This window comes from Micromonospora craterilacus, assembly GCF_003236315.1.
Lineage (GTDB): Bacteria > Actinomycetota > Actinomycetes > Mycobacteriales > Micromonosporaceae > Micromonospora > Micromonospora craterilacus.
In genome coordinates, this window is sequence record NZ_POTY01000104.1 from 1 (window position 1) to 22849 (window position 22849).

At 70.2% G+C, this 22849-nt stretch carries 32 protein-coding genes and 35 tRNA genes; 4 read left to right on the forward strand and 63 right to left on the reverse strand.

All coding sequences use genetic code 11. The features are described from left to right. From C1I95_RS34800 to C1I95_RS34820, 63 genes are all read right to left on the reverse strand, one after another. Positions 1-360: hypothetical protein (locus C1I95_RS34800; protein WP_146605747.1), on the reverse strand; the 360-nt coding region annotated here is incomplete at its 3' end. A 250-nt stretch (positions 361-610) separates the two neighbouring features. Beyond that, a complete protein-coding gene (locus C1I95_RS17360; RefSeq protein WP_111214889.1) occupies positions 611-1021 on the reverse strand; it encodes a winged helix-turn-helix domain-containing protein in 411 nt (136 codons plus the stop codon). A gap of 254 nt (positions 1022-1275) precedes the next feature. Continuing rightward, positions 1276-1650 (reverse strand): hypothetical protein, encoded by a 375-nt coding sequence (locus C1I95_RS17365; protein ID WP_111214890.1) that lies wholly within the window; start codon positions 1648-1650, stop codon positions 1276-1278. Further along, positions 1647-1853, reverse strand: a complete 207-nt coding sequence (locus C1I95_RS17370) for a hypothetical protein (protein WP_111214891.1) — start codon at positions 1851-1853, stop codon at positions 1647-1649. The genes C1I95_RS17365 and C1I95_RS17370 overlap by 4 nt, the downstream gene beginning before the upstream one ends. Next, complete coding sequence (locus C1I95_RS36395) at positions 1834-2058, reverse strand: hypothetical protein (protein WP_146605748.1); 225 nt, start codon at positions 2056-2058, stop codon at positions 1834-1836. Before C1I95_RS36395 ends, C1I95_RS17370 begins: the two co-directional genes overlap by 20 nt. Next, entirely contained in the window at positions 2055-2261 is a 207-nt protein-coding gene (locus tag C1I95_RS34810) for a hypothetical protein (RefSeq protein ID WP_146605749.1), read from the reverse strand. The genes C1I95_RS36395 and C1I95_RS34810 overlap by 4 nt, the downstream gene beginning before the upstream one ends. After that, positions 2258-2506 carry a hypothetical protein gene (locus C1I95_RS17375; RefSeq protein ID WP_111214892.1) on the reverse strand — a complete coding sequence of 83 codons (249 nt, stop codon included), beginning with the start codon at positions 2504-2506 and terminating at the stop codon, positions 2258-2260. The genes C1I95_RS34810 and C1I95_RS17375 overlap by 4 nt, the downstream gene beginning before the upstream one ends. Continuing rightward, positions 2503-3186 carry a nucleotidyltransferase domain-containing protein gene (locus C1I95_RS17380; protein ID WP_111214893.1) on the reverse strand — a complete coding sequence of 228 codons (684 nt, stop codon included), beginning with the start codon at positions 3184-3186 and terminating at the stop codon, positions 2503-2505. The genes C1I95_RS17375 and C1I95_RS17380 overlap by 4 nt, the downstream gene beginning before the upstream one ends. Next, complete coding sequence (locus C1I95_RS17385) at positions 3183-3611, reverse strand: hypothetical protein (protein WP_111214894.1); 429 nt, start codon at positions 3609-3611, stop codon at positions 3183-3185. Before C1I95_RS17385 ends, C1I95_RS17380 begins: the two co-directional genes overlap by 4 nt. After that, the gene (locus tag C1I95_RS17390) at positions 3611-4519 is read right to left on the reverse strand and encodes a DUF6205 family protein (protein ID WP_111214895.1); all 909 of its coding nucleotides are present in this window, start codon (positions 4517-4519) and stop codon (positions 3611-3613) included. The genes C1I95_RS17385 and C1I95_RS17390 overlap by 1 nt, the downstream gene beginning before the upstream one ends. Positions 4520-4601: 82 nt before the next feature. Beyond that, positions 4602-5858: a deazapurine DNA modification protein DpdA family protein gene (locus C1I95_RS17395; protein ID WP_111214896.1), complete on the reverse strand. Its 1257-nt coding sequence runs from the start codon at positions 5856-5858 to the stop codon at positions 4602-4604. Further along, positions 5855-6223 carry a hypothetical protein gene (locus tag C1I95_RS35815; RefSeq protein ID WP_199523791.1) on the reverse strand — a complete coding sequence of 123 codons (369 nt, stop codon included), beginning with the start codon at positions 6221-6223 and terminating at the stop codon, positions 5855-5857. The genes C1I95_RS17395 and C1I95_RS35815 overlap by 4 nt, the downstream gene beginning before the upstream one ends. After that, a complete protein-coding gene (locus C1I95_RS17405) occupies positions 6220-7086 on the reverse strand; it encodes a Mom family adenine methylcarbamoylation protein (RefSeq protein WP_199523792.1) in 867 nt (288 codons plus the stop codon). The genes C1I95_RS35815 and C1I95_RS17405 overlap by 4 nt, the downstream gene beginning before the upstream one ends. Continuing rightward, positions 7083-7361: a hypothetical protein gene (locus tag C1I95_RS17410; protein ID WP_111214897.1), complete on the reverse strand. Its 279-nt coding sequence runs from the start codon at positions 7359-7361 to the stop codon at positions 7083-7085. Before C1I95_RS17410 ends, C1I95_RS17405 begins: the two co-directional genes overlap by 4 nt. A gap of 140 nt (positions 7362-7501) precedes the next feature. After that, positions 7502-9124, reverse strand: a complete 1623-nt coding sequence (locus C1I95_RS17415) for a TROVE domain-containing protein (protein WP_111214913.1) — start codon at positions 9122-9124, stop codon at positions 7502-7504. A gap of 407 nt (positions 9125-9531) precedes the next feature. Beyond that, a tRNA-Cys gene (locus C1I95_RS17420) sits at positions 9532-9603 on the reverse strand. Between the two features lies 1 nt (position 9604). Beyond that, positions 9605-9680, reverse strand: a tRNA-Arg gene (locus C1I95_RS17425). A 1-nt stretch (position 9681) separates the two neighbouring features. Further along, positions 9682-9768, reverse strand: a tRNA-Tyr gene (locus C1I95_RS35265). A 1-nt stretch (position 9769) separates the two neighbouring features. After that, positions 9770-9844, reverse strand: a tRNA-His gene (locus C1I95_RS17430). 2 nt (positions 9845-9846) lie between these two features. After that, positions 9847-9918: transfer RNA gene (locus C1I95_RS17435), tRNA-Val, on the reverse strand. 1 nt (position 9919) lies between these two features. Further along, a tRNA-Asn gene (locus C1I95_RS17440) sits at positions 9920-10009 on the reverse strand. A 5-nt stretch (positions 10010-10014) separates the two neighbouring features. Beyond that, positions 10015-10089 (reverse strand) — tRNA-Glu (locus tag C1I95_RS17445). A gap of 1 nt (position 10090) precedes the next feature. Next, positions 10091-10165 (reverse strand) — tRNA-Val (locus tag C1I95_RS17450). A 2-nt stretch (positions 10166-10167) separates the two neighbouring features. Further along, positions 10168-10241 (reverse strand) — tRNA-Met (locus C1I95_RS17455). A gap of 2 nt (positions 10242-10243) precedes the next feature. Beyond that, positions 10244-10316: transfer RNA gene (locus tag C1I95_RS17460), tRNA-Lys, on the reverse strand. Between the two features lie 3 nt (positions 10317-10319). Next, a tRNA-Arg gene (locus C1I95_RS17465) sits at positions 10320-10395 on the reverse strand. Positions 10396-10397: 2 nt separating this feature from the next. Continuing rightward, positions 10398-10473 (reverse strand) — tRNA-Lys (locus C1I95_RS17470). Between the two features lies 1 nt (position 10474). Beyond that, positions 10475-10565 (reverse strand) — tRNA-Ser (locus C1I95_RS35270). 5 nt (positions 10566-10570) lie between these two features. Further along, positions 10571-10644 (reverse strand) — tRNA-Pro (locus tag C1I95_RS17475). Positions 10645-10649: 5 nt separating this feature from the next. Then, positions 10650-10721, reverse strand: a tRNA-Pro gene (locus C1I95_RS17480). A gap of 5 nt (positions 10722-10726) precedes the next feature. Continuing rightward, positions 10727-10799, reverse strand: a tRNA-Arg gene (locus tag C1I95_RS17485). Positions 10800-10810: 11 nt separating this feature from the next. Next, a tRNA-Ile gene (locus C1I95_RS17490) sits at positions 10811-10885 on the reverse strand. Between the two features lies 1 nt (position 10886). Next, positions 10887-10976 (reverse strand) — tRNA-Ser (locus C1I95_RS17495). A 5-nt stretch (positions 10977-10981) separates the two neighbouring features. After that, positions 10982-11053: transfer RNA gene (locus C1I95_RS17500), tRNA-Asp, on the reverse strand. Position 11054: 1 nt separating this feature from the next. After that, a tRNA-Ala gene (locus tag C1I95_RS17505) sits at positions 11055-11130 on the reverse strand. 5 nt (positions 11131-11135) lie between these two features. Then, positions 11136-11218, reverse strand: a tRNA-Leu gene (locus C1I95_RS17510). A gap of 1 nt (position 11219) precedes the next feature. Then, a tRNA-Met gene (locus tag C1I95_RS17515) sits at positions 11220-11294 on the reverse strand. Position 11295: 1 nt separating this feature from the next. After that, positions 11296-11370, reverse strand: a tRNA-Thr gene (locus C1I95_RS17520). A 1-nt stretch (position 11371) separates the two neighbouring features. Next, positions 11372-11446 (reverse strand) — tRNA-Thr (locus C1I95_RS17525). Between the two features lie 168 nt (positions 11447-11614). Next, positions 11615-11689, reverse strand: a tRNA-Leu gene (locus C1I95_RS17530). An 81-nt stretch (positions 11690-11770) separates the two neighbouring features. After that, a tRNA-Gln gene (locus C1I95_RS17535) sits at positions 11771-11842 on the reverse strand. Positions 11843-11879: 37 nt separating this feature from the next. Then, positions 11880-12323, reverse strand: a complete 444-nt coding sequence (locus tag C1I95_RS17540; protein ID WP_146605750.1) for an HNH endonuclease — start codon at positions 12321-12323, stop codon at positions 11880-11882. 58 nt (positions 12324-12381) lie between these two features. Then, positions 12382-12455 (reverse strand) — tRNA-Gly (locus C1I95_RS17545). 1 nt (position 12456) lies between these two features. Continuing rightward, positions 12457-12535: transfer RNA gene (locus tag C1I95_RS17550), tRNA-Thr, on the reverse strand. 188 nt (positions 12536-12723) lie between these two features. Continuing rightward, positions 12724-12799, reverse strand: a tRNA-Gln gene (locus C1I95_RS17560). Between the two features lie 7 nt (positions 12800-12806). Then, positions 12807-12881, reverse strand: a tRNA-Gly gene (locus C1I95_RS17565). 10 nt (positions 12882-12891) lie between these two features. Continuing rightward, a tRNA-Glu gene (locus C1I95_RS17570) sits at positions 12892-12966 on the reverse strand. Positions 12967-12970: 4 nt separating this feature from the next. Next, positions 12971-13039: transfer RNA gene (locus C1I95_RS17575), tRNA-OTHER, on the reverse strand. 115 nt (positions 13040-13154) lie between these two features. Continuing rightward, positions 13155-13227, reverse strand: a tRNA-Phe gene (locus C1I95_RS17580). Positions 13228-13234: 7 nt separating this feature from the next. Then, positions 13235-13307 (reverse strand) — tRNA-Ala (locus C1I95_RS17585). A gap of 123 nt (positions 13308-13430) precedes the next feature. Next, positions 13431-13503 (reverse strand) — tRNA-Trp (locus tag C1I95_RS17590). A 346-nt stretch (positions 13504-13849) separates the two neighbouring features. Further along, positions 13850-14488, reverse strand: coding sequence for a helix-turn-helix domain-containing protein (locus C1I95_RS17595; RefSeq protein WP_111214899.1), 639 nt, complete (start codon positions 14486-14488; stop codon positions 13850-13852). A gap of 98 nt (positions 14489-14586) precedes the next feature. After that, a complete protein-coding gene (locus C1I95_RS17600; protein ID WP_111214900.1) occupies positions 14587-14790 on the reverse strand; it encodes a hypothetical protein in 204 nt (67 codons plus the stop codon). A gap of 3 nt (positions 14791-14793) precedes the next feature. Further along, positions 14794-15417 carry a hypothetical protein gene (locus C1I95_RS17605; RefSeq protein ID WP_111214901.1) on the reverse strand — a complete coding sequence of 208 codons (624 nt, stop codon included), beginning with the start codon at positions 15415-15417 and terminating at the stop codon, positions 14794-14796. A gap of 7 nt (positions 15418-15424) precedes the next feature. Continuing rightward, positions 15425-15766 (reverse strand): hypothetical protein, encoded by a 342-nt coding sequence (locus C1I95_RS35275; RefSeq protein WP_111214902.1) that lies wholly within the window; start codon positions 15764-15766, stop codon positions 15425-15427. Next, positions 15763-16272 (reverse strand): hypothetical protein, encoded by a 510-nt coding sequence (locus C1I95_RS17615; protein ID WP_111214903.1) that lies wholly within the window; start codon positions 16270-16272, stop codon positions 15763-15765. Before C1I95_RS17615 ends, C1I95_RS35275 begins: the two co-directional genes overlap by 4 nt. Before the next feature lie 44 nt (positions 16273-16316). Continuing rightward, the gene (locus C1I95_RS17620; RefSeq protein ID WP_111214904.1) at positions 16317-16532 is read right to left on the reverse strand and encodes a hypothetical protein; all 216 of its coding nucleotides are present in this window, start codon (positions 16530-16532) and stop codon (positions 16317-16319) included. 25 nt (positions 16533-16557) lie between these two features. Continuing rightward, the gene (gene tgmC, locus C1I95_RS17625) at positions 16558-17718 is read right to left on the reverse strand and encodes an ATP-grasp peptide maturase system methyltransferase (RefSeq protein ID WP_111214905.1); all 1161 of its coding nucleotides are present in this window, start codon (positions 17716-17718) and stop codon (positions 16558-16560) included. Continuing rightward, the gene (tgmB, locus tag C1I95_RS17630; RefSeq protein WP_111214906.1) at positions 17715-18674 is read right to left on the reverse strand and encodes an ATP-grasp ribosomal peptide maturase; all 960 of its coding nucleotides are present in this window, start codon (positions 18672-18674) and stop codon (positions 17715-17717) included. The genes tgmC and tgmB overlap by 4 nt, the downstream gene beginning before the upstream one ends. A gap of 19 nt (positions 18675-18693) precedes the next feature. Further along, entirely contained in the window at positions 18694-18987 is a 294-nt protein-coding gene (gene tgmA / locus C1I95_RS17635) for a putative ATP-grasp-modified RiPP (RefSeq protein ID WP_111214907.1), read from the reverse strand. A gap of 225 nt (positions 18988-19212) precedes the next feature. Next, the gene (locus C1I95_RS17640) at positions 19213-19743 is read right to left on the reverse strand and encodes an SAV_6107 family HEPN domain-containing protein (protein WP_158566416.1); all 531 of its coding nucleotides are present in this window, start codon (positions 19741-19743) and stop codon (positions 19213-19215) included. Beyond that, on the reverse strand, positions 19740-20789 hold the full coding sequence (locus tag C1I95_RS17645) for a nitroreductase family protein (protein WP_146605751.1): 1050 nt from the start codon (positions 20787-20789) through the stop codon (positions 19740-19742). Before C1I95_RS17645 ends, C1I95_RS17640 begins: the two co-directional genes overlap by 4 nt. A gap of 18 nt (positions 20790-20807) precedes the next feature. Beyond that, on the reverse strand, positions 20808-21047 hold the full coding sequence (locus tag C1I95_RS34820; protein ID WP_146605752.1) for a hypothetical protein: 240 nt from the start codon (positions 21045-21047) through the stop codon (positions 20808-20810). A gap of 170 nt (positions 21048-21217) precedes the next feature. Here C1I95_RS34820 and C1I95_RS17650 point away from each other — a divergent pair, with 170 nt between their 5' ends. From C1I95_RS17650 to C1I95_RS17665, 4 genes are all read left to right on the forward strand, one after another. Further along, positions 21218-21637 carry a hypothetical protein gene (locus C1I95_RS17650; RefSeq protein WP_111214909.1) on the forward strand — a complete coding sequence of 140 codons (420 nt, stop codon included), beginning with the start codon at positions 21218-21220 and terminating at the stop codon, positions 21635-21637. 111 nt (positions 21638-21748) lie between these two features. Next, positions 21749-21946: a hypothetical protein gene (locus C1I95_RS17655; RefSeq protein ID WP_111214910.1), complete on the forward strand. Its 198-nt coding sequence runs from the start codon at positions 21749-21751 to the stop codon at positions 21944-21946. Then, positions 21943-22419, forward strand: a complete 477-nt coding sequence (locus tag C1I95_RS17660; RefSeq protein ID WP_146605753.1) for a hypothetical protein — start codon at positions 21943-21945, stop codon at positions 22417-22419. Before C1I95_RS17655 ends, C1I95_RS17660 begins: the two co-directional genes overlap by 4 nt. After that, positions 22416-22820 carry a DUF3307 domain-containing protein gene (locus C1I95_RS17665; RefSeq protein ID WP_111214912.1) on the forward strand — a complete coding sequence of 135 codons (405 nt, stop codon included), beginning with the start codon at positions 22416-22418 and terminating at the stop codon, positions 22818-22820. The genes C1I95_RS17660 and C1I95_RS17665 overlap by 4 nt, the downstream gene beginning before the upstream one ends. The last annotated feature ends 29 nt before the right edge of the window (positions 22821-22849 follow it).

The window sequence follows — 22849 nt, forward strand, 5'->3', positions numbered from 1 at the left end:
GTTGTGGCGCACGCCGCCTCTGTTGTGGCCGGTCGCGCTGGCATGGGAGCGGGGGGCGTGGAGGGCGCCGGCCCACACGGCCCAGATGCCAATGAGGACGGCGGCGGACAGGGTCAGCACCGTACCCACCATGGCGTGCTCGTCCACGTAGCGGCCGACCTCGTCATCGTCGCCGAGGGCGATGCGGTGGATGGTGAGGGCAGCCCAGTCGAGGGCGGCCATCAAGCCGGCAGCGCAGGCGGCCAGGCTGTACCAGCGGGTCGGTCCCGTGCCGGACCTGGTGGAGGCGGCAGGTCGTCGTCGGCGTCTCCGGGGGGCGGCTAGTTCCATCGTGGGCCCGTCGATGGGCTGGGTGGTCACAGTCCCTCCCTCGCGGGTCCGGTGAATGGGACTCATCTGCCTAGCTCTGCGTGTGCGAAAGTTAACGGCAGGTATCGTGACCACCAATGGTGCGGTGGAACTTCCACGTACGCAACCGTCCGCGCCGTGGGAAACGCACTGGGGCGCGCTGTCTGCAACTTGCGGCCAGCATGAACCCGCCTACCAGGCAGGGGCGCGGACGGTTGAGGGCCGAAACCTGTCGAGCAGCACCAGGGGCGGCTGCGGACGGTCAGTCCGGCCGGGCAGTCAGCCGATACAGGTGCGCCGGATACAACGACTGTGTGCCGTCCGGGTGGATGACCACCAGCAGCGGCACACCCTCCGGCATCTCATGCTGCTCACGCTCACTCGGGGTGGGCGGCCGTGCCGTCATCTCGTCGTCCGGGCCGATCGCGACCCGGACCGGCTCGACCGTCTCACGCACCACAACGCCGTATCCGACAACAGCCCAGGCCAAGCCTTCCTGGCGGAGCTGCATCAGGGCGGCGCGGGCAGTCTTCGCGGCCACGCCGTACGTCTGCGCCAAGTCCCGCTCGGAGGGTAGGCGGGCACCTGGCCTGAGCTGTCCGTCTGTGATCTGGTCCCGCAGCAGGTCGGCGAGTGCCAGATAGCCGAGCGGGCGCTGCCCCGGGTAGATCACGCTCGCAGGCTAGGAGCCGTCCCGTGCGAGACGATCGGGCTAGCCGGCTAGCCCAATCTTGACGGCGGCTTGCCCGGCCAGACACCCGCCTCACGCTCTGCGGTGCGCCGCTCGTGCAGTTCGGTCAGCCACTCGACCCGCCGCTGCCAACGGGCGGCGGCGGCCCGGGGCAAGTTTCAGGTGGTAGGCGATGCTCTCGGGCGCCGCGGACCTGGCGTACCTCTCGTTGTCGCGGCGGGACGGCGGCGTGCACATCAGTTGTCCAGTCCCGTGTCGGCGGCCTGCTGGACCGCCGCGAGGTGGATCCGGTAGCTCGCCGACTGCGACAGCCGCGACGAAGAGCCGAGCACCGGCCGGTCCCACAACACGATCAGCTCCACATCCGGTGCGCGATATGTCTGCGACCATGGCGAGTCCGGCCGCTCGGTGACCGCGAGCACCACGCCGGTGCCGTCGTACGCCGCCCCCGGCCACTGGTGGCCGGAGTGGTACACCCGCGCGCCGGGCCGCAGTCCGCGGTGGTCGGGGATGTCGACGTACCGGCACTCCCGCAGGCTGGCCTGCATGGTGTCCAGCTTGGCGGCCTCCTCGGGGGTGAGGGTCGCGAGTGCGGCGTCCAGGGCGGTCACTGCTCGGCCGCCGGGGTCGACTCGGCAGCCTGACGCTCCTCGGCAATCGCCAACCCAACGCGGAGCGTGTCGTACAGCAGCTGAGCGCGGTGCGGGTCCTGCGGTGCCATCACGGTCAACGCGGCCTCCACCCCCTTGAAGTCGCCGGCGGCGAGTGCGGCATGGAAGATCCGCTCGCAGGTTTCAGCGTCGAAGGTCTGCATCGGTCGGTCCTCTCGGGTCAGTTGGTGGTTCCGGGTGGCGCGGCGTCCCCGACCGCGCTGCTTCGGATGCCATCGCCGCCACCACGGCTGGCAGCATGGCGTCCGGCACGAAGGCGAGGGTGCGGAGCGTGGTAGCGGTGCCGGATGCGAAGCCGTCAAGCCAGAGATCCAGGTCGGCACGGGTTTCGATCTTCGGCCCGCTCACCGGGCACCTCCTGGGACCGCGCGGAGCTTGACGCGCAGCCGGGCGGCGATCTGCTTCCGGGTCGGCTCCACCCAGCCATGCCAGGAACGGCCGGGAACCCACAGCTGGCAGTGCTCACGCTCCGGCGTGCCGCACCAGCGGCAGCCCATCGGTGGAGGCGGGACGGTGTGACGCAGGCGGAGCACCCGAGGCGGGGCGGTCACGCGGCTTTCCGATCGGCTTGCTTCGGGGTGGCCGGGCGGCCCGCTCGGCTCGCCAGCTCCGCCTCAACCCCCGCCAGCAGCGCAAGCGTCAGCTGACCCGACTGCGACGGCGGCGCCGCACCCTTCGGCCCCACCTGGTGGAATGTGCCGGCGGCGAGCCGGTCGGCGACCACGTCCAGGCCGCGCCGCAGGTTGGTGGCGATGGTGTTCAGTGTCTCGGTCGACGCGCCCTCGAACCCGTTCACGCCGGTTCCAGGTAGGCGCGGCGCACCCGCAGCAGCCATGCCTCCACCGCGGCCCGGTCTGGCTCGTCCGGCAGCGGGGACCGGGCCGCGTTGAACCGGTCTTCGTAGTCGGCCATGGCCTGCCGGGCGTGGTCGATGTTCCCGGCGGCGACCCGCTCCCCGAAGTCGAGAAACCGTTGCGGGTCGGTGAGGCGGATCTCGACCTCACCGGTGGCGTACAGCGCGAACCCTTGGTGACACAGCCTCAGAAGATGTCTCGCGTGCTTCGCGGTCCGTTTCCTGGTATCGGCGGAGAACGAGCCGTCGCCTCGCGCTTCCAGCTTCCGAAACTGCTGGGTCGCATAGCCGAGGTACGAGTCGCGCACCCGGGGTGCGCTCAGGAACGCCGACCGGATGCCGATCAGCTCCTCACCGAGCGATGTCACCGTCTCCAGCAGGTCGCGGGGGAGCCACACCAGCTCGGACACGGTGGGGTTGCCGCCCAACGCCAACCGCGCATACTTGCGGGCCTCATGCCAGGTAGCGTCGGGTTTGCTGGTGACCCGGGACTCGTCCGTCGGGTTCAGGCCGGCGAGGGCCAGCGTCGGGGCGGCGAAGACACCGAGCCGGTCGACGTCGGAGTCTGGGCCGGCGAGCCCGTACGCGGTGCTTCCGACGATGCCGGACAGGATCAGGGTCATCGCGTGCCCCCTTGCGCCGGCGCCAGCACCTCGTCGGGCACCTCGACGGTGCTGGCCGGCTGGTCGATGTAGAAGGCGCGGAGCTTGTCTATCAGCGGCGTCACCTCCGGGCCCTGCGGCATTCCGTGCTCCTCCATCGCCTGCCACTCGTCCCGCAGGATCCAGGCGGCGTCGTGCCGCTCGCCACCCATCCGCAGCAGGTTGAACAGGGCGTCCCGGAAGGCCGAGGTGACCCCGCAGCACTGCAACAGGTCGCCGTCGCTGCGCAGCCGGAAGGCGCACCACTCCTCGGCGGCCAGCGGACCGATGAGGTCGGGAACCTCCTCGTCGTCACTGGGGTCGTAGTCGTCGGCGTGGGCGTTGTGTTCGTTCCAGCGGGTGAAGTCGTCTTCGGTCGGACCGTCGTGCCCGTCGTAAAGATCCATCACACGCCCTCCGACCCGTCCGGCCACACGATCCGGGCCTGCACCTCCACGGCGCGGCCGTCGCGTACCTCCAGCCGCCACAGGTCGCCCGCGTCGTCGCCGCAGCCGTTCAGCCGGCCGGCGAACGTACGGCCGCCGCCGAACTGGTCGATGAGCTGCTGAACGTCGGCCACGAGGCTGTGGGCGTTGTAGCTGTCCTCGGTCACCGGAACGATGCCGACGGCCTGCTGCCGCAGCAGTAGCCCGTGCTCGGTGTCGACCTCGTCGGTAACGACGCGGAGCTTGACCGTCTTGTTGTTCAGCCACGCGCTGCCGGGCAGGTAGCCGCTGTCGCGGATCTCCGCCCACGGCAGGGGCGGGTCGATGGTGATTTCTCCGCTGACTTGGGAGTCGTAGGCCATCCGGGGGCTCCTCACTGTTTTGGCCGGCGTGCCGGCGGTGGTCAGGTGTCGACGTGGGTCGCCCATGCAGCACAGGCAGTCGTAGGTGCAGCGGGCGCGGCCCATTCCGTCATCGCGGCGGACAGCCGCCACAGGCCGCAGGTGCTCCCGCGCCAGGCACGTCCACACGGGGCCGCCACCGGCGATGTACAGCTCCCAGCGGGGTTGCCCGTCGACCTGCTCGCAGCCATCCGGGCATCGGCGGACGATGAACCCTTGGCGGCCGACGTTGGGGCCGGCGGCGATCCGGGCGGCGTCCCACGGCTGCGGCGTCCAGCGGGGGTCATCGGGGCCGGCGGCTGTCATCTGCCACAGGCAGGCGCGGAGAACCTGGTCGCGGACGGCGGCGCGGCGTGCCTGCTCGCCTTGCACGGTGGCGAGGCTGTCGCGGAGCCAGGCAGCGAGAGCGCCAAGCTCGCCGTCGTTGATGTCGGCGAATCGGAGGGTGGGGAACGTCGGTAGCGGCATCCTGACCTCTCATGGCTGTCTCACTCGCAGAAACTACTATCAAGATACCCCATGCGGGCCAAGATTGGCGGTAACTGCCGGATCAACCCGCCAGCGGCAACATCGGCTGCGCCAACGACCGCGCCGCCAACTCCCGCTGGCCAGCACCCCACTCCCGGGCCGCCACCGGGCAGTTGCTCTCCCACGCCACCAGCCCGTGCGGGCACAACCCGACGTGGCGGCGTGCGTTTCCCGACCAGTCGGCCGAGTCCGTCGAATCGATCAGCCCACCCACCAGGCCAAGTAGCGGACCCTTCCCGCCGAGGGTGTGCAGCCGCAGGCCAGCGGCGTGCAGCACCCGCACGATTTCAGCCGCCTCCCGCACCGGGCGCCGCAACAACGCACCCACCGCCACCACCGGCTCGGCGCGCAGGTCGATACCGGCCTGCGCGTACATGTCGACGTGCCGCAGGTAGCCGGCCGGCGTCGTCCCCGTCACCAGCGCGGCGATATGGACGCCGGTGTCGGCCACGCGCAGGTCCACCACCGACGCGAGGGTCCGCCGCTGATGCTCTTCCTCGGTGAGCCCCGTCCGCGCCAGTGCGGCCCGGGAGGCGGGCCAGTCCTGCGGCGCCGCCCACAGCAGCCGGCCGATCTCCTGCCCGTACCGGCGGATGTCCGCCGCGTACTCGACGGCGGTGACGGTCCAGCCGCGGTACCGCATGAGCTGGTCGTAGCCGCCGGAGTCCAGCAGCCAATCCGCGACGGCCACCGGCAGGTTCTTCGCGCGGCGTAGCCGCACGTACGACACCAGGACCCGCACACCCCACCACAGGGCCGGCACGTCTCCGCCGAGCCACACGATCGGCCCCGGCCCCTCCGGCTCGGAGTACGCGGGCGTCGGGCCCCGGCCGATGTGCACGTTGACGCGCTTCTGCTCACCGTTGCCACGGCACGCCTCGTACACGTCCTGCACCCACACGTCCAAGCCGCGCAGAGCCTCGTCCAGGCGGGCCAGGTAAGGGCGGGGGAGGAGGGCGTACACCTCCGCGCCCCACTCGATGCCCAGCGCGGTCGCCTGCTCGGCGAGGCGGGCCGCGGTGACCGACCCCGGCTGGCCCATTCTCAGGTCGTACGGGTCGAGGACGGTGTCCAGCTCGACCAGGCCGTGCAGCGCCGACAGGATCAGCACCCGCGCGGGACGGCCGGACGCTTCGGTGTCGAGGCGAGCCGACATCTCGGCGTTGGCGAGGGTGTGACGGAACATCGACCCGATGTAGAGATCGCGGGCGGCGACGGGCCGGGCCAGTTTCCGGCCGCCGCACGGGATGACGTAGGTGATCCCCTCGTACGGGGTCACGGCCGTCCGCCGATCACTTCGGCGCGGGCGAGCAACCGCCGGGCGGTCGCCTCAGGCACGAACCCGCCCTCGGGCCGGCAGCCGTGCGGGCAGGCCATCCGCTCCACCAGGCCGTAGAGCCGGCAGATGAGCGGCCGGACCTCCCGCACTGAGCAGCGGCGAAGGGGCGTCAGCGCCGGGCAGGGCATGTGCAACGGGCTGATGTCGATCCCGCGCTCCCGGATCCGGTCGCGTTCCAGCGGGGTCATGGCGATCGCGTTGCACGACTCGTGGCACAGGCCCTTGCAGTCGATGTCCGGGAGTTCGGCGTAGAGCTGGTCCATCTCGGCGGTACGGTCGCGGCCCTGACGACGGCGGGCGCTCACGCCGCTACCGTCCGGTACGTCGGCGCCGGATCGGGCCGCTTCGGGTACGGGCGCGGCTCGAAGCCCTCACCGAGCGGCACCATCCGCTGCTGCCGCGAGGTGCCCGGCCTGATGACGAACCGGTGCACCCCCGGGTGGGGGAGATTCACCGCGCGCACCTTCCGCAGCGACCGCCGCAGCCACGGCGCGTCGCCCTGAGGGTTGTCCGGCGCGTCCGCGCCCGCCGCGACAAGCCGGCGGACTACGCCACCCGCGCCGCGCTCCCCGGCGCGGACCTTCTGCAACGTCCGGCGCGTGAGGACCGTGCCGTTCGGCAACACCGTCAACGGGCCGGCGGTGGCCCGGCCGCAGTAGTCGGCGTTGCTGGCCTGGTAAATGATCCCGACGTGGCCGGGCATCCCGGCGTCAGGGCGCGGTACTCCGTCCGCGAAGGCGACCACCCCACGCACGCCCTCGTTGAAGGCGTCCCGCAGCAGCAGACGGATGAACCGCGACTCCGCGTTGGCGAGCACCTCATCGAGCAGGACGAGGCGGGACAGATCCGCGCCGGTACGAAGGTCCAGGGACGGCAGCGGATTCGTGATGACCTTGGCGTTCGTGGGGGTTCCCAGCGTTGCCACACCAGCGAGCCGGTTCCCCTCAATCAGCCCGTAGGGCAGCTTCACGGACGGGTAGCTGCTCAGGTAGTGGTGGGCGAGGATGAATGCTCTCGCCTGGGCGGGCTTGATTCGCTCGACCTTGTACCGGCGCGGGTCGAATCCTCCCTCACTGGTGTGCCGCCACGAATGCCGGCCAGCGGTGGTGCGCTGGCACCAGCCGTCCTCGAACAACGCCAGCTGGCCTGGGCAGTTCCGGCGCGTCACTGGTCGTCCCGATCTGCGCCTGCCGCAGCGATCGGCGCGGTGTGGACGTCGTTACTGGCGTGGTACTCCCAGCCGGCGGCGCGGGTGTAGCCGAGGGCGTGCAGCTTGCGGTCGGCGGCGTTGCGGAGGCACGCGACGTGGTCGGTGTCCCAGTCGCCGTCTTCGGGTGCGCGGAGGATGTTGTGGCAGTCGCGCCGCTGGCCGGGCTGCCAGCCGTCGGGGGTGAGGAGCAGGGTGCTCTGGAAGGCGGCGATGGTGAGCGCGGCGGTCGACATTCCTCAACTCCTAAATCAGTCGTGGCAGCTACTATCAAGATACCTTGTCCGGGCCGGGCATGTTGCCGGAACGCCGAAAACCCGCCCAAACGAGGGAGCCCCCCGACCCGAAGGTCAGAGGGCTCCGTACTCGGTGCTGCTCAGTCCATGGACTCCCACGGCCAGGAGCCCGAGACACCGCGCTCCAGGAGCGGGATCATCCGGAACGCCTGGTCGGTGAGCCCGCCGAACGTGTGCCGGAACTGGCCACCGGACGGCGCGTGCCCGCGCTCGTAGCCAGCCAGGTTCCAGGTGTACATGGGCACCTGCGACGGCACCGACTTCGACACCTCGACGGTGTCGACGCCCTGCTGCTCGTCAGTCAGTACCACCACCCGGCGCTGCCCCGCGAAGTGCTTACGCAGCGCTGCCGCGGTCGCCGTGCCGCCGCCGAGGAACCAGCCGCCGGACTTCCACCGTTCCACCGACCGCAGCAGCGACTCACCCTGCTGCATCGGGAACACCTTCGTCAGCGCCCCATGCGGATCGCCCCAGTAGCGGGCGGTGGACGAGAACGACACGACCTCGGCCTCGGCGCACCGCTGGGCGAGCGCGACACCGAAGATGACGGCGGCGTCCCACCGCAGCAGGGTGCCGTCCTTGGAGAACGTTCCGTTCATGCTGGTCGAGGTGTCGACCAGGATCAGGGTTCGGCCCTCCAGGGTGGGGATGTTCGCGAGGGCGTGCCCGAGGGCCTGCTCCAGCGGGTACGACCACCGCAGCGACGGGGCGGCGCGGTAGGCGGACAGGAACCGCATCGGCAGCTGCCGGGACTTCGCCACCTCGGCCGGGTCGGCGAGACGGACGGCCACCTGCTGCGCGGTCGCGTCGGAGACGCCGGCCTGGTCGAAGTTCCGCAGGTTCCGCAGCAACGCCATGTAGCCCATCGACGGGATGAGCGCTTCCCACAGTCGGGCCTTGTCGACCCGGTTCCCGGCCAGCGACAGGGCGTCTTCCCACGTCATGCCGGCCGCGCGCAGCTTGTCGGCGTCGAGCAGCCCGGCCGGGTCCTCGGCGGCCAGCTCCCGCAGGGTGGCGTTGAACGCGACGACCGGCAGGGCGTCCGGGTCGACCGACCACGGCCGGCCCCGCATCCGCTCGTGCATGTGCGCGAACAGGGCGGCCTGCTCCGGCGATTGCGCGACCGGGTGCACGAGGTCCAGGACGCGGCCGAACCGGATGCCCTTGCCGTCGGTGTCGTACTTGAGTAGCGACCGCTGGTTGTAGAGCCGCACGGCGGCGTCGGCGATGCCCCGCTTGACGGGCTTCGGGATGCGGGCGCCGTACCGGCACATCCAGTAGGCCAGCAGCTCGCCGGGCTCGTCGGGACGCAGCAGCGCGGCGCCGATGATCTGCCGGTTCGTCACCGGCCCCTCCTCGACGGGGGTGGCGAGTCGCGCCCGGACGGCCTCGGCCGCGGCGACGATCGACGCCGACCGCATGTTCGCGGCCTTGCGTAGCCAGCCGACGAACCCGAGCATCCACGCCGGGTCGGCGACGGCCACCTGCCCCACCAGCGCCTCGAACCGGGCGTCACGGGCATCGGCCGACTCGTAGAACGTCTTCTCGGCGACCATGTTGGTCACGGCGAGCAGGAACAGCTCCGACTTGGCGTCACGCGCGAATCCCGGGCCGCCCTCGTGGGTGCGGGCGGTCGGGGTCGACGCGGTGACGACCGGGGACGTCGCGGCGGGCCGCACGGCAGGCCGGTTGAACTTGGACACGAAAATGGCTCCTTCCATAGACGGGAGGAGCCACCGGATGTCCAGGGTGCGGGTGCCCGAGATCAAGTCGGCCACGGCGTACGTAGGCGCTCTGCCGATTGAGCTACCCCAGCCGAAGCCGGGGGCGGGACTCGAACCCGCAACCACCCCATTAGCAGTGGAAGTATCCGGAGCCTGGGCACCGGGCACCCGCATCTGGAGTTGTGGCCTCCCGAGATCAAGGCGTCCGTCGGTGTTGGTCCCTTTGACAGAAAGAAGTAACCGCTGGACTGGGCACCGGGAGGTGCGTCAGGTCTGAACATAGCAGCTCGATCGTAGATCGTGCGAGCGAATCGCCGAACGTGTCCATAGCAGATGGCACACAGCTTGGAGGCCGGGACCGGGGTCGAACCGGCCTCGGCACAGAGAGATCGCGGTCGGGTTCGAACCGACGTTCACTCGCTTTGCAGGCGAGGCCCTAGCCACTCGGGCACGCGATCATGGCACCCCCGGTAGGGATCGAACCTACGGCCTGCGGTTCCGGAAACCGCCGCGCTATCCACTGCGCTACGGGGGCATGGTGGGAGCGGAGAGATTCGAACTCCCTGAGCGCGAACGCACCCGGGTTACAGCCGGGCCCACCTCACCATCGGTGGCGCACTCCCTTGGGGTGACTGGCGGGTACTGACCCCGCGTCCTTCCGGACCACAACCGGACGCTCTACCACTGAGCTACAGCCACAGTGCCCGCGGAGGGTGTCGAACCCCCGACCTACGCCGTGTGAAGGCGTCGCTCTCCCACTGAGCTACGCGGGCATGGCTCCGACGGCTGGACTCGAACCAGCACCAGGCTTCCGCCTGAACGGATTAACAGTCCGCCCCGATACCAATTACGGTTTACGTCGGAATGAGTAGAGCCGACGGGATTTGAACCCGCATATATCCGAGTTGAAAGCCCGGTGACTTTGCCAATTCGTCTACGGCTCCATGGTGCCCCGAGAGGGTGTCGAACCCCCGGCCTCCGTCGCGTCAGGACGGCGCTCTCCCGTTGAGCTACCGGGGCGGGAGCGGGACCGGGATTCGAACCCGGGAACCTCTGGGTTATGAGCCCAGCGCGCTACCAACTGCGCCATCCCGCAAGTGGGCCGCCGGGGACTCGAACCCCGAACCTGCCGATTAAAAGTCGGCAGCTCTATCCATTGAGCTAGCGGCCCGTGTGGTGCCCCGCGCTGGAATCGAACCAGCGACACGCAGTTTAGGAAACTGCTGCTCTATCCCCTGAGCTAGCGGGGCAGTGGTACGCCGTACTGGGATCGAACCAGTGACATTCCGATTAAGAGTCGGAAGCTCTGCCAACTGAGCTAACGGCGCCTGGCGGTGAGGGTCGGGATCGAACCGACACGGGCTTGCGCCCCAACTGTTTTCGAGACAGCGGCCGGCGCCTACCCTCGGCTGGCCTCACCATGCGTCGGGTACGGGCGATTCGAACGCCCATCCTCGTCGTCCCGAACGACGCGCTCCACCAAGTTGAGCTAGTACCCGTTGAGTCGGGACGGGGAGTCTCGAACTCCCGGCCTCCGGTTCCCCGAACCGGCGCGCTACCCCTGCGCCACGTCCCGATGCGTGCCCCCGGCGCGAGTCGAACGCGCGGCCTTCCGGTTCGTAGCCGGACGCTCTTTCCACTGAGCTACGGGGGCAAGAACTTGCGTGCCGACGCCCGGATTTGAACCGGGGGCCCCGGAGTTATCAGCTCCGTGCTCTAACCAGGCTGAGCTACGACGGCTTGGCGAAGGGTGAGAGATTCGAACTCCCGGCGGTGTTACCCGCTCCGCATCAGCAGTGCGGCGCCATCGACCAGACTCGGCCAACCCTTCATGCGCGCCAACGACGGGGATCGAACCCGCGGCCCTCCGATCGACAGTCGGATGCTCTACCACTGAGCTACGTCGGCATGGTGGACCCGACCGGACTCGAACCGGTCACCTCCGCTTTGCAAGAGCGGCGCTCTGCCAGATGAGCTACGAGCCCATGCGTGCGCTCGGGGAGAGTCGAACTCCCACGCCTTTCGGCACCGGTTCCTGAGACCGGCGTGTCTACCAAGTTCCACCACGAGCGCGTGGTGCCGACGCCCGGTGTCGATCCGGGTGCCTTCCGGTTATGAGCCGGACGCTCTGCCGTTGAGCTACGTCGGCGTGGAGCCAGCGACGGGAGTTGAACCCGCTATCTCCGTCTTACGAGGACGGCGCACGGCCGTCGTGCTCCGCTGGCGTGGAGCCGGCGGCGGGAGTCGAACCCGCACCTGCCGATTACAAGTCGGCCGCACGGCCACCCGTGCTCCACCGGCAGGGGAGTGGGAGGGGCCGCACCTTGCGGGCCTGATGGACGGGGCGTCTTTCAGGCCATCCGTTGTACTTCACCCTGGCTGCCACTCACGGTCGATGCCGGTCTTGCCGCCCGGGAACTAGCCACCTAGCGATCTTCGGGGTGCGGCCCCACCTGCGATGTTACGGAGTGCCCCCGACAGGATTCGAACCTGCACTGCACGGCGTCTCTGACCGTTGTCTCCTGCCACTTGGACTACGAGGGCAATGCGCGCCCGGCCGGCGGCGGATCCGGCTTCTCCCGAAAGAGCGTGGTGCCATCGGTTCCACGTCGATTCAGGCGCTCGCTCCCAGGCCAGGATTCGAACCCAGCTCTCCGCATCCAGAGTGCGGCGTCTTGCCGACTAGACGACCCGGGAAGGGTGGCCGGCGGACCGCGGTGGGCCCGTCGGCCGGTCAGCGCTGCGCCAGCGACCCCCACGCCGGCACGAGCGGCTTGATGCGGAGCACCATGCCGGCCTCGGCCGGGGTCCGGTCGCCCTTCGCCTGGTTGCAGGGCGCGCACGCGCTGACGGTGTTCCGCCAGGTGTTCTTCCCGCCACGGGAGCGGGGCAGGATGTGGTCGACGGTGGCGGCCGGGCCGGCGCAGTAGCCGCAGCGGCGGCCGTCGCGGGCCAGGACGCCGCCCTTGGACCAGGCGGGGCCGTGGCTGTACCGCCAGCGGGTCACCACGTACCGGACCAGGCGGACCACCCGGGGCATGGGGAACACCCCGATCAGGCGGTCTGGTTCGGCTTCGTGGATCTCGGCGACCCGGCGGCACAGCATCCGGATCGCGTGAGCGACCGTGACCCGGTGGAGGGGCCCGAGGTCGGCGTTGATGACGAGCACTGCGTCCACGGTTTCCCCTCCTTTCTTGGCTGCGAGTTGGGGGCTGGCGTGGTGTTGGGGACTTACGAGCGGCTGGCGGGATTCGAACCCGCGACCTCCACGATGGCAACGTGGCGCGCTACCGGACTGCGCTACAACCGCATGGAGCCGACGGCCGGATTTGAACCGGCGAACCTCCGACGTACCAGGTCGGCGCTCTGGCCAGGCTGAGCTACGACGGCAAGGTGCCTCTCCCGCTGGGCGGGAACGCGCCTCTCGCCCCGGTGGGCGATTTAGTCCCGCTGGTGCCGGGTCGGCCGGCCGCACGATTCCCGTGGTCACGACGAGGCGTCACGTACCCCGGGCGGGGGTCGAACCCGCGCTGACCGCTACTTGAAGGCGGTGCCTCTACCGTTGGGCTACCGGGGCTTGGCTCCGGGTGCAGGAATCGAACCTGCGTCCTCTCGATCCAAAGTCGAGGCGCCCAGCCAGCAGAGCAACCCGGAACGATGTTGGAGCGGTACCGGGGACTCGAACCCCGCCCAGCAGCTTGGAAGGCTGCCGCTCTGCCAGATGAGCTAGCACCGCGAGCGTTGCGTAGGCCAAGTCGGGCTCGAACCGACGATCTCCGCCTTGAGAGAGCGGCGAGCTTTGCCAACAGCTCCACTGGCCCATGCATGGCCGGACGGGATTCGAACCCGCAACCCCCGCCCTGCGGCGGTGCTCTGCCCTTGAGCTACCGACCGGGAGCGTCCTCCATGCTGGCCGCCGTCGGAAGTCCGGCGTACCGAGCTGGCGCGTCGGTTTCCTCGGCCGGGGCTTCCGTCCCTGGCGTCGTTGACCTCGGCGGTCTCCCTTGCGTGCCCACCCAGGGACTTGAACCCCGCGCCTCCCGGGCTTCAACCGGGCGCTCCGCCGTCAGAGCTTGGTGGGCATGTACGTGGACCCGGGGAGATTCGAACTCCCGGCCTTCACCTTGCCGAGGTGACGCGCTGCCAACTGCGCCACGAGCCCATCACGACCATCCCCGGCCGGCGACGGCGGTTGCTGCCGCCGGCCGGGTGTCGTCTGTATGCCATCCGCTGTGGAGTTCTCAATGATCATCACCAATCCGGGCCCGAGGGCCCGGGGTGTGAGCAGGGGCGACAGGGCTCGAACCTGCAACCGCCGGCTTTGGAGGCCGCCGCGCTACCAGTTGCGCCACACCCCTATGAAGTTGGTTCCATGTACGAAAAAGCCGCCCGACCCCTTGGCTGGGTGGGCGGCTATCGCGCTCGAAGCTCGCGGTCAGCCGCGCCACCTACCGGTCTTGAAGTTGTCGACGGAGCACCCGGCGATGGCCAGGCGCCACTCACCGCGCAGCGAAAGCTGCTGCGGTTCTGGCGTTGCGTGGCGCATCATGACCGGCTCACTCCTCATCGGATCGGTTGGTGGTAACGGTAGGCCCGGAGATCACGACCGGCAACGGAATTACCGTGCAGGGCGGCTCCGGAGAGTGCCGCTCTGATCACCGTACGGCAACGCTCGGGGGTGTGTCCAGGACGAATCGGGCGGAATCAGCCAGCAGACCCGGCCGCGCCGAGGTGGGCGAGCCGCAGCGTCTGCCCGAGCAGCATCCGCGCCTCATCCTCTAGCGCCGCCTCGACATCCTGGCGCCGGGCTTGCAGGTGCCCGATCAGTGCCGTCTCCACCTCGGCGGGCAACCCGGCCCGAAGGATGACCTGCTGTTCTGCCGGGACCACCACGTCAGATGGTCGTGGCTGCGGCTCGCCGCCCGCCAGCACGCGGCGTGCGCTACCGGCCCGCCAGTCGAGGCCGCGGTCCAAACCTTCGAGGGTGTGATCGGCCGGGCGCGGGAAGCGGGCCTCCTCCACGCTGCGGAGCGTCTTGACCCCTATGCCGGACTGTTCGGCGAGCTGATTGCGGGTGAGGCCGAGCTGTGTGCGGCGGGCGGTGACCTGGTCGGCGAGGCGCCCGGCCCCGGCGTACCGCTTGCGGCGTGCCTCCCCGGCGGGTTGCTTGTCTTCGTGGATGGGTGGGCAGGGCCAGCCGATCGGGACGATCGGCGCTCCGTCGGCGGTGTACGAGCAGGCGCGGCAGACCCCGGTGGTGGGGTCGAGATGGGGGAAGTCGGTGGCGGCGACGGGCTGGTGGTCGAGGTGGTGGGGTGTGCCTCCCGGGCTGGCAGTGATCATCCGGTGACGGTACCCGGGGTTGCCGCATCGTGGTGTCGAGCAGGTGGCGCGGACTGGCTGCTCACGGGCCAGGCGGGATCGCCCGATCGGTCGGGCGTTCACGGCCGAACTTCGTACACCTCGGCGACGGCGCCATCGTCGCGTACCTCGAACCGCCCGGAAGGAACGGCGACGGCGGTGCCCGACCCGAGCCGTAGCGCTGAGCGGTCGAACCACCGGCCGTCGAGATCGGGCGGCAGGAACCCCGCAGGCAGGTCGGGATGAGGGCGGACCACCACGTAGTCAGGCTCGTCGGCGGCCACGGGCTACACCCCGGCCAGTTCCGCTGCGGCGCGCACCCGCTCGGCGCTGTCCGGGGCGAACAGGTCGTACACGCTCACCGGCCAGCCGAACGCCACCTCGGAGAGGGTGTCTGGGGCGAGCCGCGCCCACGGCCGGGTACGGCGCAGCCCGGCCATCGCGAGTTCCCACCGTTCGCCGTCGGGCAGGTCGTACCACTGCTCGGCGGCGTGGTCACGTCGCCACGAATCCTGCTCGGAGGCGGTCATCTCCGACCACTCGTTGGCCCCGCCCCCATCAGCCCAATCGGGCCGCCACTGCGGGTCAACGGGCGGCGTCCAGTCGGCGATTGCTCGGTTCGGGAATCCGTCGGTCACTGAGTAGGAGGTGACCACGGGTTCGTCGTCGCGGGACCGCAGGAACCCGATGACCTGCTGCCAGCCAAGGTCTGTCCACTGGTCGCGTGGACCGTCGGGCGTGCCCGAACGCCACAGGCCGCGCCGGTAGATGCCCGCCTCCAAGCCCTGGTCGATGATGTCGGCCAGCCACGCACGGTCGGAGCCTTCCACCCAGGCGTGCCCTTCGCCGTAGCCGCGTAGCTTCGCAGCGAGGCGTACCGGGTCGGAGCCGGCGGCCAGCGCCGTGTTCAACTCGACGTCACGGGGTGTGCAGGCGCACGCCGGCCACGTTGAGGTCGAGGCCGTCGACGCGCAGCCACAACCGGATCGCCTGGACGAGCCGCCGCCGCGCCTCGTAGTCGGTGGGGCGGGCGGTCGCCTCCCGCAGCATCCGGTGCAGGTCGCCGTTTCCGCCGTACAAGCCGACGGACGTCTTCGGCGACATCGCAAGGATCGCCTTGGCCCGGTCGTACCCGCCACGGTACGGGTCGAGGTCCCAGGCTGCGTCGGCCGGGCCTCGGGCGATGCAGTCGAGCCACGCCCATTCGCTGCCGAGGATTTCGGCATCACCGGAGGGGGAGTGGAAGTAGAAGCGGCTCATCCGGTCGCCCCGGCGCGCACAGGGTGCTCATCGGCGACCAGACGGCACCCGGGGTGGTGGCAGGTGTAGCCGTGGACGTTGAACTCCTGCCACGGGTGCGGGCCGGCCGGGCTGCCGACGGCGTACGCGATAAGCTTGTCGGCTTCCGCGAGATACCAGCCGCGCATCATCTCGCTGGCGTCCCGCCATTCCGCCTCGACGTTCATGCGCCGGGGAACGTTGTGTTGCAGCAAGTACAGGGCGATCGCCTTCTGCGCGGAGAGCCGCGACTGTCCGGCCAGCCGCTCGCGGTAGGCCGCGATGTGGTCGCGCACCTCCTCGGCGCCCTCATGCCGACCTTCGGCCCACAGGGTGCCGTCGCCAGCCCACAACTGGACCGCGTACTCCGTTTCGCCGCCGTGGCACCGGTGCGGCATCAGCTCGGTCACGGTCAGCCCGGCGGCGGTTGCTTCGCGGGCGAGGTCGATGTGGCCGTGGTGCGGGGCCGGTGCGGTGGACTGGCTCATCGTCTGATGGTACTTATCGGGACACATCGTCAGATGTGCGGCAGTCAGTAGGCGGTCAGCACGACGGTGGTCGCGTCGTCGCGGTAGCCGTCCCGCTCAGGCGCGGCAGCCACCAGCGCGTCAGCCACCAGCGCGTCAGCGAGGGCCTGCGGGTCGCTGGCGGCCAGGGTGCCGTCGGCGGCCTGGTAGACGCGGGCGGCGTCGGCGTTGTGGATGCGACTGCCGCGCCGGGTCGCGCAACTCGCAGCAACACCCGTCATTGACTCGCCCCCTCAACTCCGAACGTTAGCGAGTCTGCGGGCCCGTGAGCTGCCACGACTGGCCGCTGTCTGGCTGGTCGACCCATAGCGTGTGACCACCGTCCGGCGTCACCGTCAAGCCGAGACGGTCATGATCCGGCCGCCCCGCCGACCTCCAACGCCGGCATACCGTGACCACCTCGTTCCACACGCGCCGCTCGCCAGCCTGCACCACCCGCACGCTGTCGCGGCCCGCGTGGACTCGCGCCCACGAGTCCGTACCGGCGTCGACCAGCAGATGCACGGTCTCGTCGGCGCTGAGGAGCAGGGCCGCCTGGTAGACGCCCGGCTCAGCGAGACGCCAGAAGAACTCGCACGCCGACTCGACCAGTAGTTCGACGTCGGCGGGCTCGCCGGCCTGCTCGTCGCCGGTGCCGCCCATGCACATCTCGACCATGCGGTCCACGGTCGGCCCCAGCGGGCCGTCCGCCGGTCGGGCCTCGATGAACGACGCGACCTGGCGGACGAACCGGCCTGACGCCGTGCCGTCCTCGTCCAGTCGCAGCGGCACCACCCCGTACGACAGGTTCGCCAGCACCAGGCCGCCGGGGTGGCTCTGCCGCAGCCACGCGGCCGGCACCCGCCGCACGGAACAGGTGGCGATGATCCGGTCGTAGGGTGCCCCCGGCAGGTAGCCTGACAGGCCGTCGGCGGCCGTCACGGTCGGCCGGTAGCCGGCCACAGCGAGAGACGACGCCGCGTCCGTCACCAGATGCGGATCGATGTCGACAGAGGTGACGGCCTTGTCGCCGAGGATCTGCGACAGCAGGGCCGCGTTGTAGCCGGTGCCGGTGCCGATCTCCAGCACCGTGCAGCCGGGGCGCAGATCCAGGGCTTCCAGCATCACCGCCATCACGCCGGGTTGGGTGGATGAGCTGGTGGGGCGGCCGTCCGGGGCGATCTGCGTGACGATGGCCTCATCGGAGTACACGGCGCGGAGGTATTCGCCGCGGCAGGCCGGGTTGTCGGCCCGCATCACCTCGCCGAGCTGGCCGCCCTCGACCAGGCGGTAGACGGCGGGCGCGAACTCGTGACGGGGGACGGCCGCGAGAGCGGCGGCGACGGTGGGGCTGGTCAGGTGCCCGGATGCTTCGAGGCCGGCGACGAGCTGCTGCCGCAGCCGCCGGTAGTCCGTCATCGTGGTCATGTCTGCTCCAGGGTGTCGGCGATGGCGGCGGCGATCGGTAGCCCGGTCTCGTGTTCGATCCAGGCCCACTGTCCGCCCGAGTTCACTTCCAGGAAGACGTACTCCCCGCCAGGGGTAACGATGATGTCGACGGCAGCGAACACCAAGCCCAGGTCGGCGAGCAGTGCCCGGAGCTGGGACGCGGTCGGCTCGGGCAGGTCGGCGCGCTCGTAGGTGAGGCTGTCGTAGTCGGTGCGCCAGTCGACGCGAGCGGCGTCGGAGTGGGCGTCGATGCGGGCGGTGAACAGGCGGCCGTTGACGGCGGTGACCCGCAGTTCGTGGTCCTTGTGGATCTGCTGCTGAAACAGGTGGGCGGTGCCGGCGACGGCGTCAGTGATCTGCCCGGCCGTCACTGGCGTGGTGGACACGCCGTGCGCCCGCCCATCGTGGTCGACGTAGGGGCGGGCGTGGAACGGCTTGTACACCGCCCCGGCTGGTGAGGCATCCACGAAGCGGCGGGCTTCGGCGGCATCGTTGGTGATCAGGGTTGGTGGGATGCGTAGCCCGTGGCGGGCGGCGGCCGACAGTTGCCGGGGTTTGAAGTCGGCGGCGGCCATCGCGTCCGGGTCGTTGACCCACACCGCCGCGTTGGGCAGCGCGGTCAGGATTCCACCGACGCCCATACGTGCCTCTTGTGCCGCCCACCGGTACTCGAACTCGCTGAGCGTGTCGGGAAACCGGAACGGGCCGGGACGCCGGTAGAAGACGGCGCTCACGTCGGCCAGAGACGTTGTTCGCCACGGGTCAGTGGTGGTGCCGGCCCACTGGCCGTGACCGTCGATGGTGGCGGTCACGGCCAGTCGGATAGGGAAGTCAGCGAGATCGAACCGGTGGACACTGGTGCCGCGCTCGTTCAGGTGCTCAATGACCAGGTCCGCGGTTTCATCGAACGGCTCGGTGATCACCAGGACAGTCACCAGTCGACCCCCTTTCCCGTCAGTCGCCGTAGGTGTCCTGCTTGCTGTCTACCCACGACTGGTGATCGTGGGTGGTCTTGCTATTGGTGGTGGTCGTCTGGGTGGTCTTCCGCGCCACCGGTGTGCCGGTCGCGCCGACGACCATCTGCGTGGTCGGGTCCAGCCGCAGCCCGGTCAGGTCGATGACCGGCTGGTTGGCCGACGCCGGCCGGGCGAGCGTGAGTCCGAACGGCCGGCTGTCGGTCGCCTCGGCGGACGCCACGGCCGGGTCGTAGAGGGGCAGCAGGGTGTGATGGGGGGCGATCGTGGTCACGGAACCTCACTCGATCGACGGGGCGAACGTGGGCGGTTCGGCGTGGGACTCGCGCTGAACCGGTGACCGAACGTACTGGAGTGGCTACCGGAGGACCGCCCCGCCGTGGGCGACCGCCCCACGGCGGGGTAGCTCAGCAGGGACCGCGGTTCGGGTCGGGGTTGTCCGGCATCCTGGCCAACGTCCGACCGATCTCCGCCCACTCCAACCCCTTCTGGTGGTGGGTCACCCAGCGAGCACGCATGCCACGCCGCGCGGGTGCTCCGGGTGGGCAGCCTCGGTGCAGGCGCGGCAGCACAAATCGGCGGGCGGCTCGCAGTGGCCGTTGTGCATGTCGCAGCAGGCGGGGTGCACCTCGCCGAGCATCCCGCCGACATGCTCCACGAACCGGTAGGCGGAAGTCAGCAGATCATCGGCATCCGCAGCGCGGACGACCCGGGGAATGCCGGCCTCGATGGCGGCCCGCCTGGTGGACCGGTCGGCGAAGAACGTCGCCCACTCGCCCAACTCCGGCGCAACCTCGGCGAGCAGCACCCACACGCTGGTGAGCCGTTTCCGTCGGCCAGGCTCGGGCCGTGACCGGGCGGCGACCACCGCGGCGGCGGCGCGCAAGGCGGCGAGGTGCGCGGCGGCGTACCGCAGCCCATCGGCGCGGCTGCCGGCGGCTTCGGTGAGCCCTTGGCGGGCCATGGCGAGGAGCTGGGTGGGGGTGCGGTGCGGCAGTACGTGCGCGGGCACGGTTGGCAGGTGGGTCATGCTGCGGGCTCCTGTTCGTGTCTGCTGCGCTCGGCGTACGTGCGGTAGTCGTCGGGGGTCAGGTCGTTGATGTATGGACCCCGGCCGCTGCGGCGGCCCGTGGGCGCCGAGCCGGCGGGGGAGTGCGTCGCCTGGTAGTCGGCGATGACCTCGCCGATGCGGTCGTCCAGGCTGCCGTTGCCGTGGGCGGTGCGCCACCACTGCGGCGACACGATCCGGTGCTTGCGCGTCAGTTCATCGATCAGGTGGCGGGCTTCGGGCGGCGGGTAGCCGCGTACGTCGTGGATGAGCCGCCAGCCCTCGGCGCGGGCTCGTTCGTCCAGGGTTGGGCGTCTGCCCGTCTCTCTCTCGGGCTCGGCCGGCGGCGACGGCGGGACGGCGCAGAGAGACGGGTTGTTGAAGGTCTTGTTATTTGGGTTGTTCCCGTGGGTTGTTTGGGGGGTATCGGTACCCCCCGTGGCCGGGGTATCCATACCCCCGGTACCCCCGGTATCCATACCCCCCGTACCCGGGGTATCGGTACCACCCCCGGTATCCGTGCCACCCGTGGTATCCATACCCCCCGTGGCCGGGGCGGAGCTGTTCTTGCCGGTCCTGTTCCGGCCAGCCCGGCGCGGCTTCGGCCCACGCATTTCCAACGCCACGTCGTACACCACCGGCCGCCGGCCGGGCGGCACCCCGTTGCGCTCCGGCAGCGTCTGGTCGCCGAGCCGGATCAGCCCGAGGTCCAGCAGCCTCGACACGTCCGCGTCGACCTGGTCCTTCGACTTGCCCGTCTTGGCGACCAGCGTCGACTTGGACTGGTAGGAGCCGGTGCCGTCGGGCGCGCAGCGGCGCGCGATGGCGACGAGGGTGCCGAGCAGTTCGGCGGGGACCGGGGCGTCATCGAGCGCCCAGGCGACGGTGCGTTGGCACACCCAGTCGGGCCGCTGCGATTCGTCCGCGGCTCCGCCAGGTGTGGCCGGTGTATCGATGTTGTTACTCTCTTGCACAGCCCAGGGCCTCGATTCTGGGTTAGTCGGCCCGGGTCGCGGTGTTGGTAGCACCGTCCGGGCCGCACCTTTTCAGCCGTCCGTCGGCTCCTCGGTGGTCTTCGGCTTCTGCTTGACGCCCTTGAGGATGTTGTTGATCCAGGTGCCGGTCCAGACGTGGCCGGCCCACCTCTCGATGTCGGCCTTCCTGACGCGGTCCGTGTAGGCGGCGCGTACGGCTGCGGCTAGCTCCTCTCGGCGTACGGCAAGTTGGTCTTCGGCCCGCCGATACGCCTTACTTCGCTTCCTCAGCTCTGCTTCGTGGCTGGTCATGGGTGGATGTTGACACACACTCGGTGTCGTCAGCAACTTTCCCAACTAAGTTGCGGAATGTCGTTGCAGGTGCCGGTCGTCTGGTCTAGCTTGATAGTAGGTACAGCAACCAAGCCTCCGGGCGGTGCTACCAACACCAACCGGAAGCCCGATCGGGAGAGGCCCCCGACATGAACGGCACCATCACGCAGCCCGGCGCGGTCCAGCGCCGCACCTACGGCAACTTCGAGGTCGCTCTCAACCTGACCGTGGAGCTGGCCTTCAACATCGCCGTCTCCGCTGCCGGCAGCCCCCACCGCTACGACGAGCTGTCCTTCACCACGCCCGACGCCGACACCGCGAACCTGATCCACCGGGTCATCCGCGACGGCGCTCTCCAGGGCGTCCGCGCCGAAGGCATCCGCGAGGCCGTCGACCAGGCGCTCCGCGCCGAACTGTTCGAGGTGCAGGCCCGCCACGACACCCCGTCGCAGCGTCGCGCCGAGCACATCAACGCGCTCCTCGACCAGATGGAGTCCCTCGTGGACGACGCCGCCATCGCGGAACTGGTCGAGTCGATGCGCGCGGGCGAGCCGTACCGCTCGTACTGAGCCACCTGCCGTCGCTGCGGGCGACACGAGCCCGCAGCGAGCACCACCTTTCGCCGGCGTTGTCCGGCACCCAACCCACCTTGCTCTGCCACGTCTCAGGAGGAGACCGCCATGTCCGCGTCCATCCAGCACATCGCCCGTCGCGCCCTGCGTACCGCCGCCCGCTCGTCCCGGCCCCCGGTCCGGGAGGTCGTCACCGACAGCGACGGCAACGAGAAGACCCGTCGCCGGAAGTTGCGCCGCCCGTCGCGGCACACCGCCGACGCCGACGCCATCGCCGAATCGCGCCTCCAGGGAGCGTGGGCGTGATGGCGGGGAGGACCACCGCGCCCGCCACGGTCGCCCAGCGGGCCGCCGTCGAGCAGGCCACAACCGGGATCACCGCAGGCGCGCTGGACGAGTTCCTGGTCGCTGCCCGAGACGGGCGGGTCGTCTCCATGGGCGGACAGTGGGTCATCGCCGCCAGCCACGAGGCCCGGGTGGCGATCGAGGCCGGGTTGGTGGCGAAGATCGGCGACCACGAGCAGGCCCGCCTCAAGCCCACCAAGGCCGGACGGCACACGCTCGGGCAGATCTGTTGGGAGCACATCTCCGCCAAGATGCAGATGGTCGAGAAGGCGTATCAGCGTGGCTGGTGGGAGGCCACCCAGGCCTACGTGCCCGCGGTCCCTTCCCGTCCGAGGTGGCGGCGGGCGTTGTCCGTCGCGGTCGGAGGGCTGCTGCTGTTCGCGGCCGGAGGGGCGACGGCGATCCTCGCCGCGCAGATCGGCAGCGGGCAGTGAGTGCCATCGCCGCCGTGTTCGTGGCCCTGTACGCCGGCCATCAGATCGGCGACTTTTGGGCCCAGACCCAACGCCAGGCCAACCGCAAGGGTCTGCCCGGCTGGGCGGGCCGCGCCGCCTGCGCGTCCCACGTCTGCACATACACGGCAGCGCAGCTGGTCGCGCTGGTGGCCCTGTTCCTGGTGGCCGGGTGGTGGCCGAACCTTTGGCAGATGGTCGCCGGGCTCGCCGTGTCGGCAGGCACCCACTACATCGCGGATCGACGTGCCCCGCTGCGGTGGCTCGCTGACCGGCTGCGGAAGAACGCGGCCTGGCTGGAGCAGGGCGGGGGGCTGCTGCACCTGGACCAGTCGTGGCACATCGGCTGGCTTTTCGTCGCCGCGCTGATCATCGGCGGCTGACCGTGGCGGCCAGCAACGCCGACCCGCGT